At 44.2% G+C, this 21,124-nt stretch carries 13 protein-coding genes and 3 tRNA genes; 15 read left to right on the forward strand and 1 reads right to left on the reverse strand.

Annotated features, from left to right (window positions below):
* Nucleotides 1–255 precede the first annotated feature (255 nt).
* Together ETF27_RS01065 and ETF27_RS01070 are read left to right on the forward strand one after the other, a co-directional pair.
* A tRNA-Met gene (locus tag ETF27_RS01065) sits at nucleotides 256–328 on the forward strand.
* Between the two features lie 1,023 nt (nucleotides 329–1,351).
* Complete coding sequence (locus ETF27_RS01070; protein ID WP_130830485.1) at nucleotides 1,352–3,019, forward strand: formate--tetrahydrofolate ligase; 1,668 nt, start codon at nucleotides 1,352–1,354, stop codon at nucleotides 3,017–3,019.
* Nucleotides 3,020–3,331: 312 nt separating this feature from the next.
* Here ETF27_RS01070 and ETF27_RS01075 read toward each other — a convergent pair whose 3' ends face one another.
* Nucleotides 3,332–3,742 carry a hypothetical protein gene (locus tag ETF27_RS01075; RefSeq protein WP_130830484.1) on the reverse strand — a complete coding sequence of 137 codons (411 nt, stop codon included), beginning with the start codon at nucleotides 3,740–3,742 and terminating at the stop codon, nucleotides 3,332–3,334.
* A gap of 768 nt (nucleotides 3,743–4,510) precedes the next feature.
* On the opposite strand from ETF27_RS01075, the gene tig reads away from it, so the two are divergent.
* The 13 genes from tig (at nucleotide 4,511) to ETF27_RS01140 (ending at nucleotide 21,123) form a co-directional block, all read left to right on the forward strand.
* Nucleotides 4,511–5,965: a trigger factor gene (tig, locus tag ETF27_RS01080; protein ID WP_130830483.1), complete on the forward strand. Its 1,455-nt coding sequence runs from the start codon at nucleotides 4,511–4,513 to the stop codon at nucleotides 5,963–5,965.
* 299 nt (nucleotides 5,966–6,264) lie between these two features.
* Nucleotides 6,265–6,948, forward strand: a complete 684-nt coding sequence (clpP, locus tag ETF27_RS01085; protein WP_130830482.1) for an ATP-dependent Clp endopeptidase proteolytic subunit ClpP — start codon at nucleotides 6,265–6,267, stop codon at nucleotides 6,946–6,948.
* Nucleotides 6,929–8,170 carry an ATP-dependent Clp protease ATP-binding subunit ClpX gene (clpX, locus tag ETF27_RS01090; protein WP_130830481.1) on the forward strand — a complete coding sequence of 414 codons (1,242 nt, stop codon included), beginning with the start codon at nucleotides 6,929–6,931 and terminating at the stop codon, nucleotides 8,168–8,170. The genes clpP and clpX overlap by 20 nt, the downstream gene beginning before the upstream one ends.
* Before the next feature lie 84 nt (nucleotides 8,171–8,254).
* The gene (recQ, locus tag ETF27_RS01095) at nucleotides 8,255–10,438 is read left to right on the forward strand and encodes a DNA helicase RecQ (RefSeq protein WP_130830480.1); all 2,184 of its coding nucleotides are present in this window, start codon (nucleotides 8,255–8,257) and stop codon (nucleotides 10,436–10,438) included.
* A gap of 495 nt (nucleotides 10,439–10,933) precedes the next feature.
* Nucleotides 10,934–12,418, forward strand: coding sequence for an IMP dehydrogenase (gene guaB / locus ETF27_RS01100; protein ID WP_147785323.1), 1,485 nt, complete (start codon nucleotides 10,934–10,936; stop codon nucleotides 12,416–12,418).
* A 97-nt stretch (nucleotides 12,419–12,515) separates the two neighbouring features.
* Nucleotides 12,516–13,940 (forward strand): peptidylprolyl isomerase, encoded by a 1,425-nt coding sequence (locus tag ETF27_RS01105; protein ID WP_147785324.1) that lies wholly within the window; start codon nucleotides 12,516–12,518, stop codon nucleotides 13,938–13,940.
* A 15-nt stretch (nucleotides 13,941–13,955) separates the two neighbouring features.
* Entirely contained in the window at nucleotides 13,956–15,389 is a 1,434-nt protein-coding gene (locus ETF27_RS01110) for a peptidylprolyl isomerase (RefSeq protein ID WP_147785325.1), read from the forward strand.
* Between the two features lie 14 nt (nucleotides 15,390–15,403).
* On the forward strand, nucleotides 15,404–17,323 hold the full coding sequence (locus ETF27_RS01115; protein WP_193557202.1) for an OstA-like protein: 1,920 nt from the start codon (nucleotides 15,404–15,406) through the stop codon (nucleotides 17,321–17,323).
* Nucleotides 17,324–17,338: 15 nt separating this feature from the next.
* Nucleotides 17,339–17,623, forward strand: coding sequence for a hypothetical protein (locus ETF27_RS01120; protein ID WP_130830475.1), 285 nt, complete (start codon nucleotides 17,339–17,341; stop codon nucleotides 17,621–17,623).
* A gap of 7 nt (nucleotides 17,624–17,630) precedes the next feature.
* A complete protein-coding gene (mutL, locus tag ETF27_RS01125) occupies nucleotides 17,631–19,478 on the forward strand; it encodes a DNA mismatch repair endonuclease MutL (RefSeq protein ID WP_147785327.1) in 1,848 nt (615 codons plus the stop codon).
* Between the two features lie 156 nt (nucleotides 19,479–19,634).
* On the forward strand, nucleotides 19,635–20,789 hold the full coding sequence (locus ETF27_RS01130; protein ID WP_130830474.1) for an OmpA family protein: 1,155 nt from the start codon (nucleotides 19,635–19,637) through the stop codon (nucleotides 20,787–20,789).
* A 128-nt stretch (nucleotides 20,790–20,917) separates the two neighbouring features.
* A tRNA-Val gene (locus tag ETF27_RS01135) sits at nucleotides 20,918–20,992 on the forward strand.
* A gap of 56 nt (nucleotides 20,993–21,048) precedes the next feature.
* A tRNA-Val gene (locus tag ETF27_RS01140) sits at nucleotides 21,049–21,123 on the forward strand.
* Nucleotide 21,124 lies beyond the last annotated feature (1 nt).

Here is a 21,124-nt window from a genome sequence, read left to right on the forward strand (position 1 = left end):
AATTAAACAACAGACCAAGAAAAAAGAATCAATTTCAAAAGCCAAAAGATATGATTAAACAAAGAATTGTGTAATTTTGCACTTGCTTATGGAATCCGCCGTCGTAAGGCTTTTTCTTTATTAGTGTTAAAGAATGGGTGAATTTGGGCTTTGTGTGTCGTTGTATTTGGTGGTATGAAGAAAAATGTGTATCTTTGCATTCGCAATTCAAAAAAAGGCTTTTCTTTCTTTTTGAAGAGCGAGTTAGAATAATATCGCGGAGTGGAGCAGTTGGTAGCTCGCCAGGCTCATAACCTGGAGGTCGCATGTTCGAGTCCTGCCTCCGCAACAATGAAGAAGATGAGTCGTTTCGGCTCATCTTTTTTTGTTCCACGTCATTATGTTTCTTTTTCGGCGATGTGTATTCGCATTAAAAAGAAAAAGTGCACAACTGCAAATCTCTTCGCTTGTTGTGCACCCTCTGACTGTCATCAGACAATCTAAAGTGTTTCTCCTGTAACAATCAATCTTTCGACCTTAAAAATCTAAAACCCATTGCCTGAATTCAATCGGCATTTACCTAAACTACTAAAACCTATTCACTTAATACTAACTTAAACAATCTTATTATTCTTCTTTTCAGTTGCAAAATTACCCTCTCTTTCACAATTGGCAAAGGAATACCAGAAAATAATTTGGAATCTTTTCATTTTATTGATATAAATCAAGTGTGGCGTACAAATTATTTGTGTTCCTACCCAATAGCGTCTTAAATATTTTTTCAAAAACTCACGAAACATCGCATAAATCATAAGGCTCGACGTGTTTTCTCTCTAATCCCATATGGCGAATATCTCCAATTCGTATTCAGGTGGTGGTAAACAGACGCTTGATGGCGAACATTCGACCAGCCCGGCACTATGAAATTATATTACAAAAAACGATGTTGGGGACATGCTTTGTAATCTACTGATAATCAGTGTGATAATAATTGCAATTTAAAAGCTTAGCTTTTGCACTCCAATTCATGACCTTTTGCAGCGCAAAAGGTAAGCTTTTGGAAAGTGAAAGCTAAGCTTTGGGTGGATGAATGAAGAATATTTAGGACATTATTGGTTCTTACCTTGATTTTTTATGTTTTCCATCCCTTTTCCTATTTTTACCTCTCCCATTGTTGAAAAGTCTTTGTTTTTCGATTTGTTCCTCTACGATTTGGATGTGGATTATCCCTGCTTTTTCCTTGCACATTATCGATGGAATGTGCCAAATATATTGTTTCATAATATTTTATCCCATAAAAGTTTGTGCATCATAAATAAATTGCTTACATTTGACGTTACTTTAAGTAACAATTCAAATCAATTCAAATAATATGAAATCAGATTTTGAGATTGCCCACGAGGCAACATTGGAGCCAATTGAGAAAGTAGCTCGAAAAGCAGATATACCGGTTGAAGAGTTGGAACCCTATGGCAAGTATATAGCGAAAGTGCCTTATCGAAAGATAGATGAGGCAAAGGTGAAGAAATCGAATTTGATTCTCGTTACCGCCATCACCCCCACTAAGACCGGTATTGGTAAAACCACTGTCAGCGTGGGACTTTCTTTAGGTATGAACCGCATTGGCAAGAAGGCCATTACCGCCCTTCGTGAACCATCGCTCGGTCCTTGCTTTGGTATGAAAGGTGGAGCTGCAGGTGGCGGCTATGCCCAAGTGTTGCCTATGGAGAAGATAAATCTTCACTTTACGGGCGACTTCCACGCCATCACTTCCGCCAATAACATGATATCGGCTCTTCTCGACAACTATATTTATCAGCATCAAAACGAAGGCTTCGGCATGCGTGAGGTGTGGTGGCGAAGAGTGCTCGACGTGAACGATCGCAACCTGCGCACCGTTGTTACAGGTTTGGGTGGGCGTACGGATGGCGTGGTGATGGAGAACGGTTTTGACATCACCTCCGCTTCCGAGATTATGGCTATCCTTTGCTTGGCACAAGATGAGGCCGACCTCTATCGCCGCATCGACAACATCATTCTCGGCATCACTCTCGATGGTGAGCCTTTCCGGGTTCGCGACATGAAGATTACCGGATCCATCGTAGCTTTGCTTAAGGAAGCATTCAATCCGAACCTCGTTCAGACCATAGAAAACACACCGGCGTTTATCCATGGTGGCCCGTTTGCCAACATTGCGCACGGATGTAACAGTATTATTGCCACCAAGATGGCAATGACCTATGGCGACTATTGCATCACAGAGGCAGGCTTCGGTGCCGATTTGGGAGCGGAAAAGTTCTTGAACATCAAGTGCAGGAAAGCGAATATCTCCCCGGTCTTAACCGTTTTGGTTGCCACCGCTCAGGCTTTGAAGATGCACGGAGGAGTGGATGAAAAAGAAATCAGCAAACCAAATCTTGATGGGGTGCGTGCCGGTCTTGCCAATATGGATCGACACATCGCCAACTTGGAAGCTTTCGGACAGACTGTCGTGGTTTGTTTGAACCGTTTTGCCTGCGATACCGATGAGGAACTCGAGCTGGTAGAGCGTCATTGTAAAGAACTCGGCGTGGGCTTTGCGCTCAATACCGCTTTCGCTGATGGCGGAAAGGGTGCTGAAGCTTTGGCGCGATTGGTGGTGGATACCATAGAGAAGAACCCTTCCAAGCCTTTGAAACTCACTTACTATGGCACAGATAGCATAGAAGAGAAAGTGAACAAGATTGCGAAGAATATCTATGGCGCGAAAGAGGTGATTCTTTTATCGAGGGCGAAAAAGCAATTGGCATTGATAGAAAAGCTCGGATTCGATAAATTCCCTGTCTGCATTGCCAAGACCCAGTACTCTTTCTCTGAAGATCCAAAGGCATACGGCACGCCAAAAGATTTCGATATCACCATTCGCGAGTTTGTCATCAATGCCGGAGCGGAAATGATCGTGGCCATTGCCGGTACCATCATGCGTATGCCGGGCTTGCCCAAACAGCCTCAAGCACAGCGAATAGAGGTGGTAAATGGAGTTATCGAGGGATTATCGTAAATCCCAGGGGAGGTTCTATTCTCTCCATGATTTATGAGGCTCATGCTTCCGACCGATTTCTTCGGTTGGAGCAAAGTCGATTTCGCAGTTGGAACAAAGCAAACCAATACTCTGTATAAAGGGATGGGAGTTTCTTGATTTTTGAAATCGCCCCTCACCATAACGGAAAAAGCCATATCTTCTCATCATCTTGAGGTGGATATGGCTTTTTTGTTAAGCAATCTTCAATGTTAAATCCCCGGAGTGCTCATTGGGCTTTGATCTCTCAGGGACGGTCTTGATGGAGTCTCCCGTACCGAGTTGTACCCATTACTACATCGTCATGCAGAAAGCCATCCGGCATCCTACAGCTACTGCCACGGACAAGCACCATACATACCATTTGTTTTTCAGGTAGCAGAGCAAGCCACCCAAAATGGCAACAAGGTCAATTAAATCGATCCATAGAATGTTCCAGCTTTCTTTGAAGCCAAACAGCAACCAGTTGATGTCTCCGATATATCGTGCCAGTAATACGCCGATTAGTATGGTGCTGCAAGCTACCATATCCGATTGATAGCGTTTCAGCAGATACCATGTAAGGAGCAAAAGGAAAATGCTGTTAGCTACTTGTATTATAAGGCATGTTTCTATCAACTTCGCGACAAAAAACATCAACAACAAATAGGAAAGCGTGATGGCAAAAGCCTTCAATGCTACAAATTTAGTTCGATTTGGTGTCATGGAATATGGTTTTTGGTTCTTATGTTTGCAAATATATAAATAAAATTCTTGAAACTACCCCCCCCCTTATTTTTTTGTTGTTTTTAACATTTTGTTGTTGCGTAACGGTCTGCATCCACTTGTTCGTGTGCCAAAGCTGTGGCAATCGGTCATTAGCCACCAAAGCCACAACTCACCGTTGTACAACGATTTGCTATCCCAATCCCGCGTGTGGACAAACACGGGGTTTGGTTCATACAGAGAGAAATGGAGCAACCGCGGCGGGCAATGAAACAACCATATTTTTTTATTATCCTTTGTTCGACTTGGACTCATAGAGAAACGATACGAAATCTTTATACGTAAACTATCACTTTGCAAAAGCTTAGGTATTGCATTCCAAAAGCTTAGCTTTTGAATGATAAAAGCTTAGCTTTTGGGTGGTAAAAGCTAAGCTTTTAAAATGCGACTTGTAAGTGGCTGATTATCAGTGCGTATTTTCTGCCGATTTTCCACACTGTAGATAGGTCTTTCAGACCGGATGTCCGTCCCTTCAATACTCTGTTCACTCTAATGTAATCCAAATAGTTACATTCCTTGCGTTTCCCACTGTTTCCCTTAATTCTTGACTACCGATTATGCTTAAAAAAGTTTATTTTCTCCTTATTATTATGTAGTTATGCAAAAAAATGAGTATCTTTGCGCCTCGAAGTAGCCGGAGAAATTCTCATTTTCCACCCGGAAACCGAACTTTTTGATAATATAATAAACAAAAATAAAACTTCAGAGATGAAAATTTCATTTGAAAATCCAGACAAGATCAATGGTCTCATGACCTTGACAGTCGAAGAAGCTGATTACAAAGACGATGTCGAGAAGACACTCAAGGATTATCGCAAGCGTGCCAATATTCCGGGCTTTCGTCCGGGTCAGGCTCCCATGGGCATGATTAAGCGTCAGATAGGTACGCAGGTAAAGATGGATGCCATAAATAAACTCTTGGGTGAAAATCTGCAAAAATATATCGCTGACAATAACATTAAGATGCTTGGTCAGCCATTGGCAGCCTCCGGCGAGGAAGCTGTTGATTTGGAGAAACCGGCACCTTATGTGTTTAAGTTCGATATCGCCGTTGCTCCGGAATTTAAAGCGGAGCTGACCGAGAAGGATTCCATTGAATATTACGACATAAAAGTTTCTGACGAACTCATCGATAATCAGGTGGCTCTTTTCGCCAGTCGTGCCGGTCATTACGATACCGCGAACGAATACGATCCCGAAAAGAAGGACATGCTCAAGGGCGATATTCGCGAATTGGATGAAAATGGGAACACGCTCGAAGGTGGTATTACCGTTGAGGCGGCCGTTCTCATGCCGGAGTTTATCAAAGTGGAAGACCAAAAGAAACTCTTTGACGGTGCGAAGCCGGGCGACATCATCACCTTTAATCCTTCCAAGGCATATCCCGACAACGATTCGGAAGTTGCATCTTTGTTGAAGATAGAGCGTGGAGAGACCGAAAATCACCGTGGAGATTTCTCTTATCAGATTACTGAAATCTCGCGTCATGTCAATGCAGAGAACAATAAAGAACTTTGGGATAGCATTTATGGTGAAGAAGCAGACATTAAAGACGAAAAACAATTCCGTGATACCATCGCCAAAGGCTTGAAAGCACAGTTCGACTCCGATGCGGAATTCAAGTTCATTCAGGACGTTCGCACATACTTGGAAAAGAAAGTTGGCAAATTGCAGTATCCCGATGAGCTGTTGAAACGCATCATGCTGACCAACAATCAGGAAAAGGGACAAGAGTTTGTTGACAAGAGCTATGAGGCAAGCTTGAAGGAGCTGACTTGGCACTTGATAAAACAACAACTGGCAGAAGCCAATAATATCAAGATTGAAGATGCCGACATCCGCGAGAGTGCCATCAACTCGGCTCGCGCGCAGTTCGCTCAGTACGGCATGAGCAACGTTCCCGATGAATATTTAAAGAATTATGCCGAGGAAATTCTCAAGAAACGAGAGAATATCGATCAGTTTGTAGAAATGGCTCTCGAACGTAAACTCTCCATCGCCTTGAAAAAGATTGTTAAACTGAAGAAAAAGTCGGTAACTCTTGATGAGTTCAATGCCTTGTTCGCTCCGAAAGAAGAGGCAACTCCCAAGAAAGAGAAAACCACCAAGAGCAAAAAGACCGCCAAGACAGCAAAAACTACCGACGCGAAAAAAGCGGAATAAAAAGTCATTCCATCATAACTTGAAAGAGGTTAAGTCTGTGCCCTAAAGCTTTCTGTCGCGAAAACCAAAGGCGAGACTTAACCTCTTTTCTTTTTGTATTGCCATGCTTTCACCAAAAATTCATCGGTCTGTAATGAAAAAAGTTTGAGTTTTGTGGAAAGTTTATCTTTTTTTGCTTATCTTTGTGTAATAATAGAAGAAGTGCCACCCATACGGCTGGCATATTCTTTGTAAGAAAGACAAAGAAAACAAGGGAGCGTGGCTTCCGATTTGTCTAACTATTAAAATAAGAAAAACAAATGAATGATTTCAGAAAGTATGCCACCAAACATTTGGGGATGAACGGATTGATGCTTGATGACGTAATCAATGCTCAGCAGCAATACTTAAATCCATATATCTTGGAAGAACGCCAACTGAACGTAACCCAGATGGATGTCTTCTCGCGACTGATGATGGATAGGATAATTTTTCTTGGAACCCCTATTGACGACTATACAGCCAATACGCTCCAAGCTCAGCTCCTTTATCTGGATTCAGTCGATTCCGGAAAGGATATTTCCATTTACATCAATTCGCCCGGCGGAAGTGTTACGGCAGGTCTCGGAATTTACGATACCATGCAGTTCATCTCCAGCGATGTGGCAACCATCTGCACAGGCATGGCAGCCTCGATGGCGGCTGTGCTGCTTGTTTCCGGACAAGAAGGAAAACGCACTGCGCTACCACATAGCAGAGTGATGATACACCAACCACTCGGCGGTGTGCAGGGGCAGGCCTCCGATATTGAGATAGAGGCAAAGGAGATACTCAAGTACAAGAAAGAACTCTACACCATTATCAGCGAACACTCGCATCAATCCTACGACAAGGTGTATAAGGATAGCGACCGAAACTACTGGATGGATGCCGAGGAAGCGAAAGCCTATGGTATGATAGACGCCGTATTAAAACGAAAGAAAGATGACGACACGGCAAAATAAGTGTAGCTTTTGTGGCAGATCAGAGAGAGAGGTAGGATTTCTTATCACGGGATTGAACGGCTTCATCTGCGCGGATTGTGCACAAAAAGCTTACAATATCTTGGAGGAGTCAGGCGTTTTGGAAGAAACACGTCCGAAGTCGGGCGAGGTCTTCAAAATGAAGAAAGTGCCTAAACCGAAAGAAATCAAAGCATACCTTGATGAATATATCATCGGACAGGATGAGGCAAAACGCTATTTGGCAGTATCGGTTTACAACCATTACAAACGCTTGCAGCAACCGAACGACAATGATGGAGTGGAAATTGAGAAAAGCAACATCATCATGGTGGGATCCACCGGAACGGGAAAGACACTGTTGGCACGAACCATAGCAAAGTTGCTCGAAGTGCCTTTCACCATTGTCGATGCCACCGTATTTACCGAAGCCGGATATGTGGGTGAGGATGTGGAGAGCATACTCTCCCGCCTTCTTCAGGTGGCGGACTATGATTTGGAGGCTGCCGAGCGGGGTATCGTGTTTATCGATGAGATTGACAAGATAGCCCGGAAAAGCGATAATCCCAGCATTACACGCGATGTCAGTGGTGAAGGAGTCCAGCAAGGACTGTTGAAGTTGCTTGAGGGAACCACGGTCAATGTGCCACCGAAAGGTGGACGCAAACATCCCGACCAAGATTATATTCATGTGGATACACGGAACATACTCTTTGTTTGTGGCGGAGCTTTCGATGGCATAGAACGAAAGATTGCCCAACGTCTGAATACGCATGTTGTAGGTTATAACTCCGTGCAGAATGTGGCGAAGATCGACAAAGAAGATCTCATGAAGTATGTACTTCCACAAGATCTGAAGTCGTTTGGACTTATTCCTGAGATCATCGGCAGACTACCGGTCCTCACCTATCTCAATCCTTTAAATAAGGAAGCGTTGAGAAGGATATTGGTGGAGCCCAAGAACTCCATAGTTAAGCAATATAAGAAACTCTTTGCGATGGATGGTATCGAGCTGACTTTCTCGGAAGACGCGCTGAACTGTATTGTTGATAAGGCGGTGGAATACAAGCTCGGTGCGCGTGGACTGCGCTCCATCGTTGAGGCAGTGATGATGGATATGATGTTCGACATGCCCTCGCGAAAAATCAAGAAGTATGAAGTAACTGCCGATTATGCCCGGGGGCAACTCGACAAGGCACATCTCCACAAGTTAGGCAAGGGCTGATGAACTTCATGGCATCGGTGGCATACGACACGGTGGTTCTCTTTCCATCCTTTAGGGCAACGACAACACACTAATTACAAGAAAATGACAAAGACGATTAATCTGACAGAAAAGCTAAAGCATTATTTCGGTTTTGATAAGTTCAAAGGCGAACAAGAGGCTATTATCCGCAATCTTCTTGCCGGCAACGACACTTTTGTGTTAATGCCGACAGGTGGAGGGAAAAGTCTGTGCTATCAGCTTCCTTCACTCCTCATGGAAGGAACGGCTATTGTGGTTTCGCCTTTGATTGCTTTGATGAAGAATCAAGTTGATGTGATTAATGGTATTAGTGAGAATGACGGAGTGGCGCATTTCCTGAACTCGTCTTTGAAGAAAGCGGAGATAGATCAGGTGAAGAACGATATTATTTCCGGTAGGACAAAACTGTTGTACGTTGCCCCTGAATCGCTGAACAAGGAAGACAGCATCGATTTTTTCAAGTCGGTGAAGATCAGCTTCTATGCCATAGACGAGGCACACTGCATATCGGAATGGGGGCACGACTTCCGTCCGGAATACCGTAAGATACGAGTTGCGGTGGATCAAATCGGAAAAGCTCCCATCATAGCCCTTACCGCCACTGCCACGGATAAGGTGCGAACGGATATCATAAAGAGTTTGAACATTGAGGGCTGCGCAGAGTTTAAGAGTTCTTTTAATCGTCCTAACCTTTATTATGAGGTGCGAGCAAAGAAGAATGAGGAGGATACCAATCGGCAGATTATCAAATTCATTAAGCAACATTCCGGAAAGAGTGGTGTTATTTATTGTCTGTCGCGAAAGAAAGTGGAAGAGTTGGCAGCAGTGTTGCAGGCAAACGACATCAAGGCAGCTCCGTATCATGCGGGGTTGGACTCTGATACGCGTTCCAAGACACAGGACGCCTTTCTGATGGAAGAAATAGATGTCATTGTGGCGACGATAGCCTTTGGTATGGGTATAGACAAACCGGATGTACGCTTTGTCATACATTATGATATACCGAAGAGTCTTGAGGGATATTATCAAGAAACGGGACGAGCCGGCAGGGATGGTGAAGAAGGTATCTGTATTGTTTTCTACTCTAAGAACGACCTCATAAAATTGGAGAAGTTCATGGAGGGGAAACCGGTTGCCGAACAAGACATAGGACGACAGCTCTTGCAGGAAACGGAGGCGTATGCAGAATCGTCGGTATGTCGTCGCAAACTGCTCCTACATTATTTTGGGGAGGATTACCCTAAAGATAACTGCGGTATGTGCGACAATTGTCTGCATCCGAAGAAAAAGATAGAAGGCAGGCAGGCATTGCTCATCGTGCTTCAAGCGGTAAAGGCATTAAAAGAAAATTTCCGACAGGAATATGTCATCGACTTTGTAAAGGGGCGTGCAACGGATGATATAAAAGCCCATAAACACGATGAACTGGATGAGTTCGGAGCAGGAGAAAAAATAAATGTCAAGATATGGAATCCCGTTGTTCGCCAAGCTCTCTTGGATGGTTATTTGAAAAAAGACGTGGAGAACTATGGCCTGCTGAAACTGACCGCTTCCGGTAAGCGGTTTGTCAATCATCCAACCTCATTTATGATTGTGTTGGATGCTGAATTCAAATCTGAGGAAGACGAAGATGAAATGATAACGGGAACCGCCGTGCTCGACCCGGAATTGTTTGCCATGCTCAAGGACTTGCGCAAGAACATGGCTCACAAACAAGACATTCCCCCCTACGTCATCTTCCAAGACCCCTCATTGGAGCAAATGTCCACGATGTATCCCGTCACGGAAAATGAGTTGCAGAACATACAGGGCGTGGGTGCGGGAAAGGCAAGACGCTACGGTAAAGAATTTTGCAAGCTCATCAAGAAATATTGCGAAGAGAAAGGCATCGAGCGTCCGGAAGAATTGCGCGTGCGAACGGTCGTTAAGCGTTCTATGCAGAAAGTGAAAATAATACAAGGCATTGACCGCAAGTTGCCACTCGATGACATCGCGATAGCAGAAGGACTGGATTTTGATGAGTTGCTGACCAAGATAGAAGAAATAGTGTATAGCGGCACGAAACTCAATATCGATTATTTCCTTGAAGACATCTATGATGAAGATAAGGTGGACGACATCTATGATTACTTCATGAACAGCAGTACAGACAGTCTTGAGGAAGCCATCAATGAGCTGGATGGTGATTATACGGAGGAGGAAATTCGATTGGTGCGCATTAAGTTCATTTCCGAGATGGCAAACTAAAACATACTCTGCAATATTCGCTCAACAATCTGACGACAAGAGAGAAGAAATGTGATATTGCGAGAAAAGAGTCAAGGATTTGTTCTCTGTTGGCAATAAGTATCCTAAATGCGTTTTAGAAAATCAGGCAGTGGAAAACAAACTCCCGATACCGAACATTCGCCCTGTCATCACCACGAAATTACATGACAAAAACAGCATTAAAAGTGCTTTCCTTAATCCGTTGATAATCAAGATGATATGAATTATGATTTAAAAGCTAAGCTTTTGCGCCTCAATACATGACCTTTTGCAGTGCAAAAGGTAAGCTTTTGAAAAGCAAAAGTTAGCCTTTGTATGGATAGAATAAAAATATTTAGGACACTATTGGTCTGGCGGGGTAGTTCGGGCTTGTAGTTAAATACTTTTAATAAAATCATAGAAAAACGGCAAAATAGCAATGGATATGATTTATTATTGCTAAATTTGCACGCAATAAATTTTTTTAAAAATACTATGTCATCATTTGTTGCAGATAAAATTGTGATGGACGGATTGACTTACGACGACGTCCTATTAATTCCGGCTTACTCTGAAGTACTGCCTAAAGAGGTAGAGTTGAAAACCAAGTTCTCGCGTAACATAGAGCTTAATATTCCCTTCGTAACCGCGGCCATGGACACGGTTACCGAAAGCGCCATGGCCATTGCCATTGCTCGTGAGGGTGGAATTGGCGTGATGCACAAAAATATGACAATCGAAGACCAAGCACGCCAAGTGGCTATCGTGAAACGCGCCGAGAATGGAATGATTTACGATCCGGTAACCATTCGCAAAGGCAAGACGGTGAGAGACGCTTTGGCAATGATGGCGGAATATCACATTGGCGGTATCCCTGTTGTTGATGAGGAAAATCATCTCGTGGGCATTGTTACCAATCGCGATTTACGTTTCGAGCGTCGTTTCGACAAGACCATTGATGAAGTGATGACTAAGGAGAACCTCGTAACGACTCACGCGCAAACCAATCTTAGCGCGGCTTCGCAGATTCTTCAAGAACACAAGATAGAGAAACTTCCCGTAGTGGATAAGGATAATCACCTCATAGGGTTGATTACCTATAAGGACATTACAAAGGCAAAGGATAAACCCATGGCTTGCAAGGATGACAAAGGACGTCTGCGTGTGGCAGCCGGAGTGGGTGTTACAGTCGATACGATGGAACGTGCACAGGCTTTGGTGGATGCCGGAGTAGATGCAATCGTCATTGATACGGCTCATGGTCATTCCAAGGGCGTCATCGGAAAGCTGCATGATGTGAAGTCTGCTTTCCCGAACCTTGATGTCGTGGTAGGGAATATTGCCACGGGAGATGCTGCGAAGTATCTTGTGGAGAACGGTGCCGATGCCGTGAAAGTGGGAATCGGACCGGGGTCCATCTGCACTACGCGCGTGGTTGCCGGAGTGGGCGTTCCACAATTGAGTGCCATCTACGATGTCTGCTCCGCATTGAAAGGGACAGACGTTCCGTTGATTGCCGATGGAGGCTTGCGTTATTCCGGAGATATCGTGAAAGCATTGGCAGCCGGTGGCAACGCGGTGATGATTGGCTCGTTGGTAGCCGGTACGGAAGAATCGCCGGGCGATACCATTATTTTCAACGGACGCAAGTTCAAGAGCTATCGGGGAATGGGGTCTTTGGAAGCAATGGAACAGAAAAATGGTTCTCGCGACCGTTATTTCCAAAGTGATGTGAGCGACAACAAGAAACTCGTTCCGGAGGGTATTGCCGGCAGAGTGCCTTACAAGGGTACCGTTCAGGAAGTAATCTACCAGTTGGTGGGAGGCTTGCGTTCCGGCATGGGCTATTGTGGCGCGGAATCCATCAAGAAATTGCACGCCGCGAAGTTTACGCGAATTACCAATGCCGGTGTTATGGAGAGCCATCCACACGATATCACCATTACGAGTGAGGCTCCCAACTATTCACGTCCCGAATAGATAAGAGCATCGGAGCGAATAAATATAATAAGTTTTTTTATAGTCATACAAACATTATCCTCGCGCAAGAGGGAAATGAAGAAAGAACAGATGTGATATGAGAATAAAGACACTGTTTGCCGTTGTGCTGTTTTTCAGTACGATGGCGTGGGCACAGAACGACCCAACCATCATGACCATAAACGGTCAGCCCGTAAGTCGTTCGGAGTTTGAATATTCTTATAACAAGAACAATACAAAGGGAGTCATCGACAAGAAGAGTATTGACGAATACGTTGAATTGTTCATTAATTATAAATTGAAAGTTCAAGCGGCATTAGATGCCCGACTTGATACGATGAAATCTTTCAAGCAAGAGTTTCTTTCCTATCGCGATCAGCAAATTCGTCCGACAATGATTGATGAATCGGATGTTGAGGCAGAGGCGAAGAAAATCTATTTGGAAACAAAGCAACGCATTGATGCTGCCGGAGGTTTGATGCGTTGTGCCCACATCTTGCTTTCTCTTAATCAGCGAGCGTCCGATGTTGAGCAGATTAAAGTGAGAAATCAAGCTGACTCCGTTTATAACGCTCTAAAGCACGGAGCCGACTTTGCAGAATTGGCAAGGAAGTATTCCGGAGATAAAGGCTCTGCCGTGAAAGGTGGAGAATTGCCCCCGATAACAAAGGGACAAACTGTTCCGGAATTCGAAAATGCTTTGTTGCTTCTGAAGCCCGGAGAAATCAGTAGTCCGGTACTTTCACCATTCGGTTATCATATCATTAAAATGATAGGAAAAGAGGAAATGCAGCCCTATGATTCGTTGAAAGCAGATATTCTTCATTTCATCGAGGTGCGCAATCTTCGTGAACAGATTATTAATCAGAAATTAAATCAGCTTTCCATGGAGGCAGGCAACGGCGTTACTCCGGAAGAACTGTTGGATAGACGACTTGAGGAACTCGAAGCAAAAGATCCGGATTTGAAAAATCTGGTGCGTGAATACCACGATGGATTGTTGCTTTTTGAAATCAGTAAGCGCACCGTTTGGGACAAGGCTATCAAAGATGAGAACGGATTGCAGACTTATTTTAAGAAGAACAAGAAGAAATATAAATGGGAGCAACCTCGTTTCAAGGGAATTGCTTACCATGTGAAGAATAAGGCTGACATCGCCGCAGTGAGAAACTGCGTGAAAAACTTACCCTTCAACAAGTGGGCGGAAAAGTTGCGCTCCACTTTCAACAACGATAGCGTCATTCGGATACGTGTGGAAAAAGGTATCTTTAAAGCAGGTGATAATCCACTCATCGACCGAAAGGTGTTTAAAAAGAATGTGGAAGTAAAACCATTAAAAGATTATCCCATTGATGCGATTTATGGTAAGAAACTGAAAGCACCGGCTGAATTGGACGATGTACGCGGACAGGTCATTGCCGATTATCAAGAAGTTCTCGAAAAGGAATGGGTAGCCACTTTGCGTAAGAAGTATGCCGTTACAATCCATCGCGACGTACTTGCCACGGTAAACAAGCATTGATGTAAAACGAAGTTTATGAAGATAAAAAAACATAGTCTCGCGCTTGCTCTTGCAGGCTTGGTCATGTCGGTAACGAGTTTGCAGGCAAAGATGTTCTTTCAATCCAATTCGCGTCATTCGCAAGACTCTCTCCAGACAGAGACAGTCAATCCGGAAAGTGTTGTCGATGAAGTGGTTTGGGTGGTAGGTGATGAACCCATCTTGAAGTCTGAAATGGAAATGATGCGACTGCAAGGTGAAGCGGAAGGTATGCATTGGAAAGGAAATCCGGAATGTGCCATACTGGAACAAATCGCTGTTCAGAAGTTGTTTTTGCATCAGGCAGCATTGGATAGCATCACCGTAACAGAGGCGGAAATCGCGCAAGGTGTGGATCAGCAAATCAATTATTGGATTTCCATGCCGCAGATTGGCTCAAAAGAGAAATTGGAAGAATATCAACGCAAGAGCCTGTCGCAAATTCGACGCGACTTGCACGATGACTTCAAAAACCGCGAATTGGTGCGGAAAATGCAAGAAACATTGGTGAGCGATGTAAAGGTATCTCCTGCAGAGGTGCGCGATTATTTCCGGAAACTGCCCGCTGACAGTCTTCCGATGATACCCACGACCGTGGAAGTGGAGATTTTAACCCAAACACCGAAAGTAGAGCAGGAAGAAATCAACAGGATAAAGAACCAACTTCGCGATTATACAGATCGAGTAACAAAGGGGGAAACCTCATTCGAAACCCTTGCTCGTCTGTATTCCGAAGATCCGGGCTCTTCGCGACAAGGTGGTGAACTCGGATATATGGGGCGTGGAATGCTCGATCCCGCTTTCGCATCGGCAGCTTTTAATCTCACCGATCCGAAAAAAATATCAAAAGTGGTGGAAAGCGAATTTGGTTATCACATCATCCAATTGATCGACCGTAGAGGCGATAAGATCAATTGCAGGCATATCTTGTTGAAGCCCAAAGTGTCGCAAGAGTCTATCACCACTGCGGAGCACCGCTTGGACTCCATATCGACTGATATAAAGAACGGAAAATTTACTTTTGAGGCAGCTACGGCTTATATTTCAGATGATAAAGACACAAGAAATAATCATGGATTGATGGTGAACTCGTCGGAGAACGCGCGCACTTCTCGTTTCGCCATGCGCGACCTTCCTCCCGATATAGCACGAATGGTTGAGACTATGCAGGTTGGCGAGATTTCAAAACCTTTCGTTATGACGAATGCAAAAGGGAAAACAATTTGTGCCATTGTCAAGCTCAGAAGCAGGGTCAAGGAACATAGGGCAACCATTACGGAAGATTTTCAGGCAATGAAAGACATTGTAACGGTGAAACGCCGACAGCAAATCATTCATGACTGGGTGGTGAAGAAAATAAAAGACACATACGTGAGAATGAATCCTCGTTATCGGGATTGCGATTTTGAATACGAAGGTTGGAAACGATGACTCCGAAAATCAAAATGAAGACCGAGCAATGCGGGCATAGAATCTTAACTATCGTGATTCTATGCCTGTTTGGGCTAAGTGTATCGCTTGCTGTTTCCGCTCAGGCAAAAAATAAGAAGAAAGGCGATAAAGTCTATATCGACCATGCCGATAACTTGCGCATGAACCAGTATGAATTGCCTAATGTTCAGATTGCCAAAGGAAACGTGAAGTTCCGTTATAAAGACATGACTTTGCTTTGCGATAGTGCATTTCTCAATGAACGGGAAAATACTTTTCAAGCATTCGGGCATGTTGATTTGAAGCGCAAAGATGGAACCCATCTCAATTGCTCACGCGCCTATTACGAGGGATTTTCTCAAATGATGCGGGCAAGAGGGAAGGTACATCTGCGGAAAGGAAACAGATCGCTTCGTTGCGACAGCTTGGATTACGATATGGCTTCAAATGTGGGGAACTATTTCGGTGGTAGAGGAACGTTGGTGTTCAATGGGAATACGGTCGTGGCAGACAAGGGAGACTACAATACGGAAACCCACGATGCGAATTTCTATGATAACGTGGTTATTTTTACGCCAAAATATAAAATCAGCACACCTACGGCACATGGAAATACGGAAACAGGCTTGATGCACGTAGTGGGGAAATCGGTGATACGAACTCGGAAAGGTGAGGTCATTAATACCAACGATGGCACTTATAACAGCATCACCGACCACATGGAACTACAAGGCTTTTCTACCATCAAGTCGCGTGAACGCGATGTGCAAGGCGACAATATCATCTATAACAGTACTACGGGAGAAGCCGAAGGACACGGCAACGTGAAAATAGTTGATAAGGTGAACAAACGAATCATGACCGGCAACGATATCACCTATAACAGCAGGAAAGGTTATACTGAAGGTTTCGGAAACGTGAAGATTATTGATAACAAGGAAAATCGCACCATCATTGGCGATCACGTCATCTACAATTCACAGACCGGACATAGTGAAGGACATGGTAATGTGAAAATTGTGGATAGGGCAAAGATGCGAACCATCGTTGGCGATAACCTTATCTATAACAGCAAATCAGACGAAGGAGAAGGAAATGGTAATGTATATTATCTTGATGAGAAACGTAAACACGCTTTTCAAGGAGATTATGTACATTACACAGACTCTGCTGCCATCGCCTATGGGGGAACCCCCGGTCCGGTGGCAAAAGAATTTTCGAAAGGCGATACGCTGTTTGTTCACGCCGACACCATCAGCATGAAAGGCTTCAACATGAACACCCCGGAGATGTATCGTGAGTTGTATGGCGTAAATAATGTTCGCGCTTTTCGTACCGATATACAAGCTATCTGTGGCTTTTTGATAGCTAATTCAAGAGACTCTTGCATGACCATGTATCAGAGCCCGATTGTTTGGACCGGCAATCGCCAAATGTTGGGCGATTCCATCAAAGTGTTCATGAACGATTCCACCATCCGCAAAGCCTATCTGCTGGGTAACGCATCGTCCATAGAGGAGATGGAGGATAAGATACATTACAACCAAGTGTATTCAAAACGTATGAATGCTTATTTTGAAGGAGGAAATGTACGGTGGGGAGAAGCCATTGGTAATGTCTTGACAGTGTTCTTTCCCATAGATGATAAAGATAGTACGCTGATGGCACTCAATTATTTGGAAACAGATACCCTGCGGGCGTATATGCGACCTGATAGGAAATTGGAAAAGATATGGACAAATAAGTTTAATGCTACGGCGTATCCTATGACGCAAATCCCACCTGATAAATTGAAATTGCGTTATTTTAAGTGGTATATAGATATGCGACCGCGCGATAAATTCGATATTTTCCGTCGAGTGGGACGCGAAGGCGATGCGGACATTGCTCCCAAGCCCGTTGCAGCTCCTCCTCGCCAGACCATTCTTAATTAAATACTGAGACAAGTCATGCTCTTCTTTAATCAACTCAAGCCCCGTCATTTTCATCACGACTACATCTATGTGGACGAACGAAAAGAGAAATTGGAAAAGTTAAGACAGAAGGCGAAGCAGGAATTGGGATTACGCGGAGATGACGTTACGATAATGCGGACGGAAAGTCATTGTTCTGATGCGTTCTTTCACTTTCGGAGAAGAAATCGCGAGAAATCTTCTATGCGGATGCTCTTGAGTGTGGGCGTGAGTGCTATCTTCGCGTTGTCGTTGATGTTTCTATTGCTGTTTTTAATATAAGATGTCTATGAATGATGTGATACAACTTTTACCCGATAGTGTTGCCAACCAAATTGCGGCGGGTGAGGTAATCCAACGCCCCGCTTCGGTTGTGAAAGAGTTGGTGGAGAACGCCGTTGATGCCGGAGCCACTCATATAAATGTATTGGTGGTTGATGCCGGGCGAACGTCCATACAAGTGATTGACAATGGGAAGGGAATGTCGGAAACAGATGCCCGATTGGCATTTGAACGCCATGCGACATCGAAGATTAGAAAAGCTGATGACTTGTTCGCTCTCCATACGATGGGCTTCAGAGGTGAGGCTTTGGCATCAATTGCGGCAGTGGCGCAAATAGAATTGAAAACCAGACAGGTGGGCGAAGACATTGGTACGATGCTGACGTTGGCGGCAAGTCGTTTCACCGGTCAGGAACCTTGCTCATGCCCGGTGGGAAGTAATTTCAAGATAGAAAATCTTTTCTTCAATCTTCCCGCGCGCCGTAAATTCCTAAAGACGAATACCACTGAATTAAATAATATCATCACAGCTTTTGAACGTATAGTGTTGGTCTATCCCGATGTTTCGTTCTCATTGCATAGTAACGGAGTGGAGATGATGTCGTTAAAGGCCGGGAATATCCGCCAAAGGATTGTGGATGTTTTCGGAAAGAAAATCAACCAAGATTTGTTACCGGTGGAGGTAGATACGACGCTTTGTAAAATCCATGGATATGTAGGCAAGCCGGAGTCATCGAAGAAAAAAGGCGCATTGCAATATTTCTTCGTCAATAATCGCTTCATGAAGCACCCTTATTTTCATAAAGCAGTGATATCGGCTTTCGAGCGACTACTGCCTGCAGGAGAACAAATCCCCTATTTTCTTTATTTTGATGTCCCGGCAGAAAATATTGATGTGAATATCCATCCTACCAAGACAGAAATAAAATTTGAAAACGAACAGGCCGTCTGGCAAATTCTTTTGGCAGGAGTGAAAGAGGCAATAGGGCGCTTTAATGATATCCCTACCATTGATTTCGATAACGAAGGAAAACCCGACATCCCGGTCTTTAACCCCAATCTCGGAACTGCCGTGCCCAAAATTAGTTATAATCCTCAATATAATCCCTTCAAAGAGACTCCTGCCTCCTCTTCTTCCAAGAGTGAATGGGAAAAACTCTATGCGAGTTTGCCGGGGGGAACAAAAGGTAGTAACAACCAGAACATCCCCCTCGAACCTCAAAACGAACAGGTGCTTTTTGAGTCGGATGAAGCGAGTACAGCTACCAATAGCGTTTTTGAAGATAAATCGCCCATACATTATCAATATAAAGGAAGATACGTGATGACTGCCGTGAAGTCCGGACTCATGCTTATCGATCAGCATCGTGCTCACGTGCGCGTTTTATACGAATCTTATTTGCGTAGAATGCAGGAGCGTAAGACACATACACAGAAATTGCTCTTTCCCGAGATGATAAATTTTTCACCCCAAGACGACATGCTGTTGCGGGACGTGTTGCCCGAAATACAAAACTTAGGTTTTGACCTCAGTTCCATGGGAAGTGGCAGCTATGCCGTCAATGGAGTTCCTTCCGGGATAGAGGGACTGAATGTTGCGACGCTCATACCCGAGATGTTGGTGGCATTGAAAGAAACCAATCAGAAACCCGGAGAGAGTGTTAATCAATCGTTGGCGCATACGCTGGCGCGCAGTGCCGCCATTCCCCAAGGACAAATCTTGAGTAACGAGGAAATGGAAAATTTGGTAAATCAACTCTTTGTATGCGAAAACGTCAATTATACACCTGACGGGCATCCCATAATCGCGATAATAAAGCAGTCAGAAATTGAACATTTGTTCGGAAAAGACTGATTTTTTGATAGTATCACGTTTTTTTTTACTAAAATTGGACTTTTTTTTCATGAAATTATATGGTATTGAAAATTAATTGTTACCTTTGCCCATGATTATGAGTGTAAACTTACTAATTACTGATTGATATTTTTGATTGTTTAATAAATAAAGGTTATGAAAAAATTATTAATGGTATTGGCATTTGCCGGCGCAACTGTAGCCGGATTTGCTCAGAACGACGTACCTGCTGAGAAGTACAGTGTCGCTACAAATTCTTTCTGGCACAATTGGTTTTTGCAGGTAGGTGCAGAATGGAATGCATGGTATTCTGGTCAAGAACATGGTCGTAATTTGGACAAGAGTCCTCTTAAGAGCTTCCGCGCAAAACCGGGAGTAGGTGTTGCCATTGGTAAATGGTTCACTCCGGGTATCGGTCTTCGTACGAAGTTCCAAGGAGTTTGGGGTAAGCGTGTCAGCGATGCTCGCAACACAGAATACGATATCGATAACAAATACTGGATTCTCCAGGAACAGATCATGTTCAACTTGAGCAACTTGTTCTGCGGTTACAACGAGAATCGTGTATGGAATCTTATCCCATTTGCCGGTGGTGGCGTAGGTCGCTCTATGACTAAAAACGTTTATGGCATGGGTCTTAGTGCAGGTATCCAGTCTTCTTGGCGTTTGAGCAACGCTGTTCGCATCTATCTTGAAGCAGGATGGAATCGTTATGAAGGCGATGTTGACGGATACGATCAGTATGTCGGCAACCGTGGTTGGGACTCTCACGATAACAACCTTTATGCAGAGTTGGGTTTGAACTTCAACCTCGGCAAAAACACATGGAGCAAGACTCCGGACGTAGAGGCTATCAACGCACAGCACCAGTCTGCTCTTGATGCTTTGAATGCACGCCTTCGCGATGCTGAAGCAGAGAACGCTCGTCTCCGCGATGAACTTGCAAACCAGAAACCGGTAGAAACCGTTAGCGAGTCTGTTAAGGAATTGGTTACAACTCCAATCTCAGTGTTCTTCAACATTGACAAGACCAACATCGCTTCTCAGAAGGATCTCGTAAACGTACAGGCACTTGCCAAGTATGCTATCGACAACAACAACAACCTCCTCGTAACCGGTTACGCTGACAGCGCAACAGGTAAGGCTGACCACAACCAGTGGCTCTCTGAAGAGCGTGCTAAGACTGTAGCAGGTGAGCTTGAGAAGATGGGTGTTGAGCCGGGCAAGATTACAACTGTTGGTAAGGGTGGCGTAGACACATTGTCTCCTATCTCTTTCAACCGTCGTGCAACTGTTCAGGTTACAGACTAATTCAAGGAGTTATTAAATGTATAGGGTGTTTGTCCAAAAGGGCAAACACCTTTTTATTTTAAAAACTGTACGGATTATTTGGAGGATAAATAAAAAATATCTATCTTTGCACTCGCTTACGAAAGTAAGGGCGTTTAGCTCAGCTGGTTTAGAGCATCTGCCTTACAAGCAGAGGGTCGGCGGTTCGAATCCGTCAACGCCCACTTCAAAGAGGAAGGAGAGATACTCCATTGAGGTGCAGCGATGAAATAAAAATTAAGGGCGTTTAGCTCAGCTGGTTTAGAGCATCTGCCTTACAAGCAGAGGGTCGGCGGTTCGAATCCGTCAACGCCCAC

This window comes from Prevotella brunnea, assembly GCF_008016795.1.
GTDB classification, from domain to species: Bacteria; Bacteroidota; Bacteroidia; order Bacteroidales; family Bacteroidaceae; genus Prevotella; species Prevotella brunnea.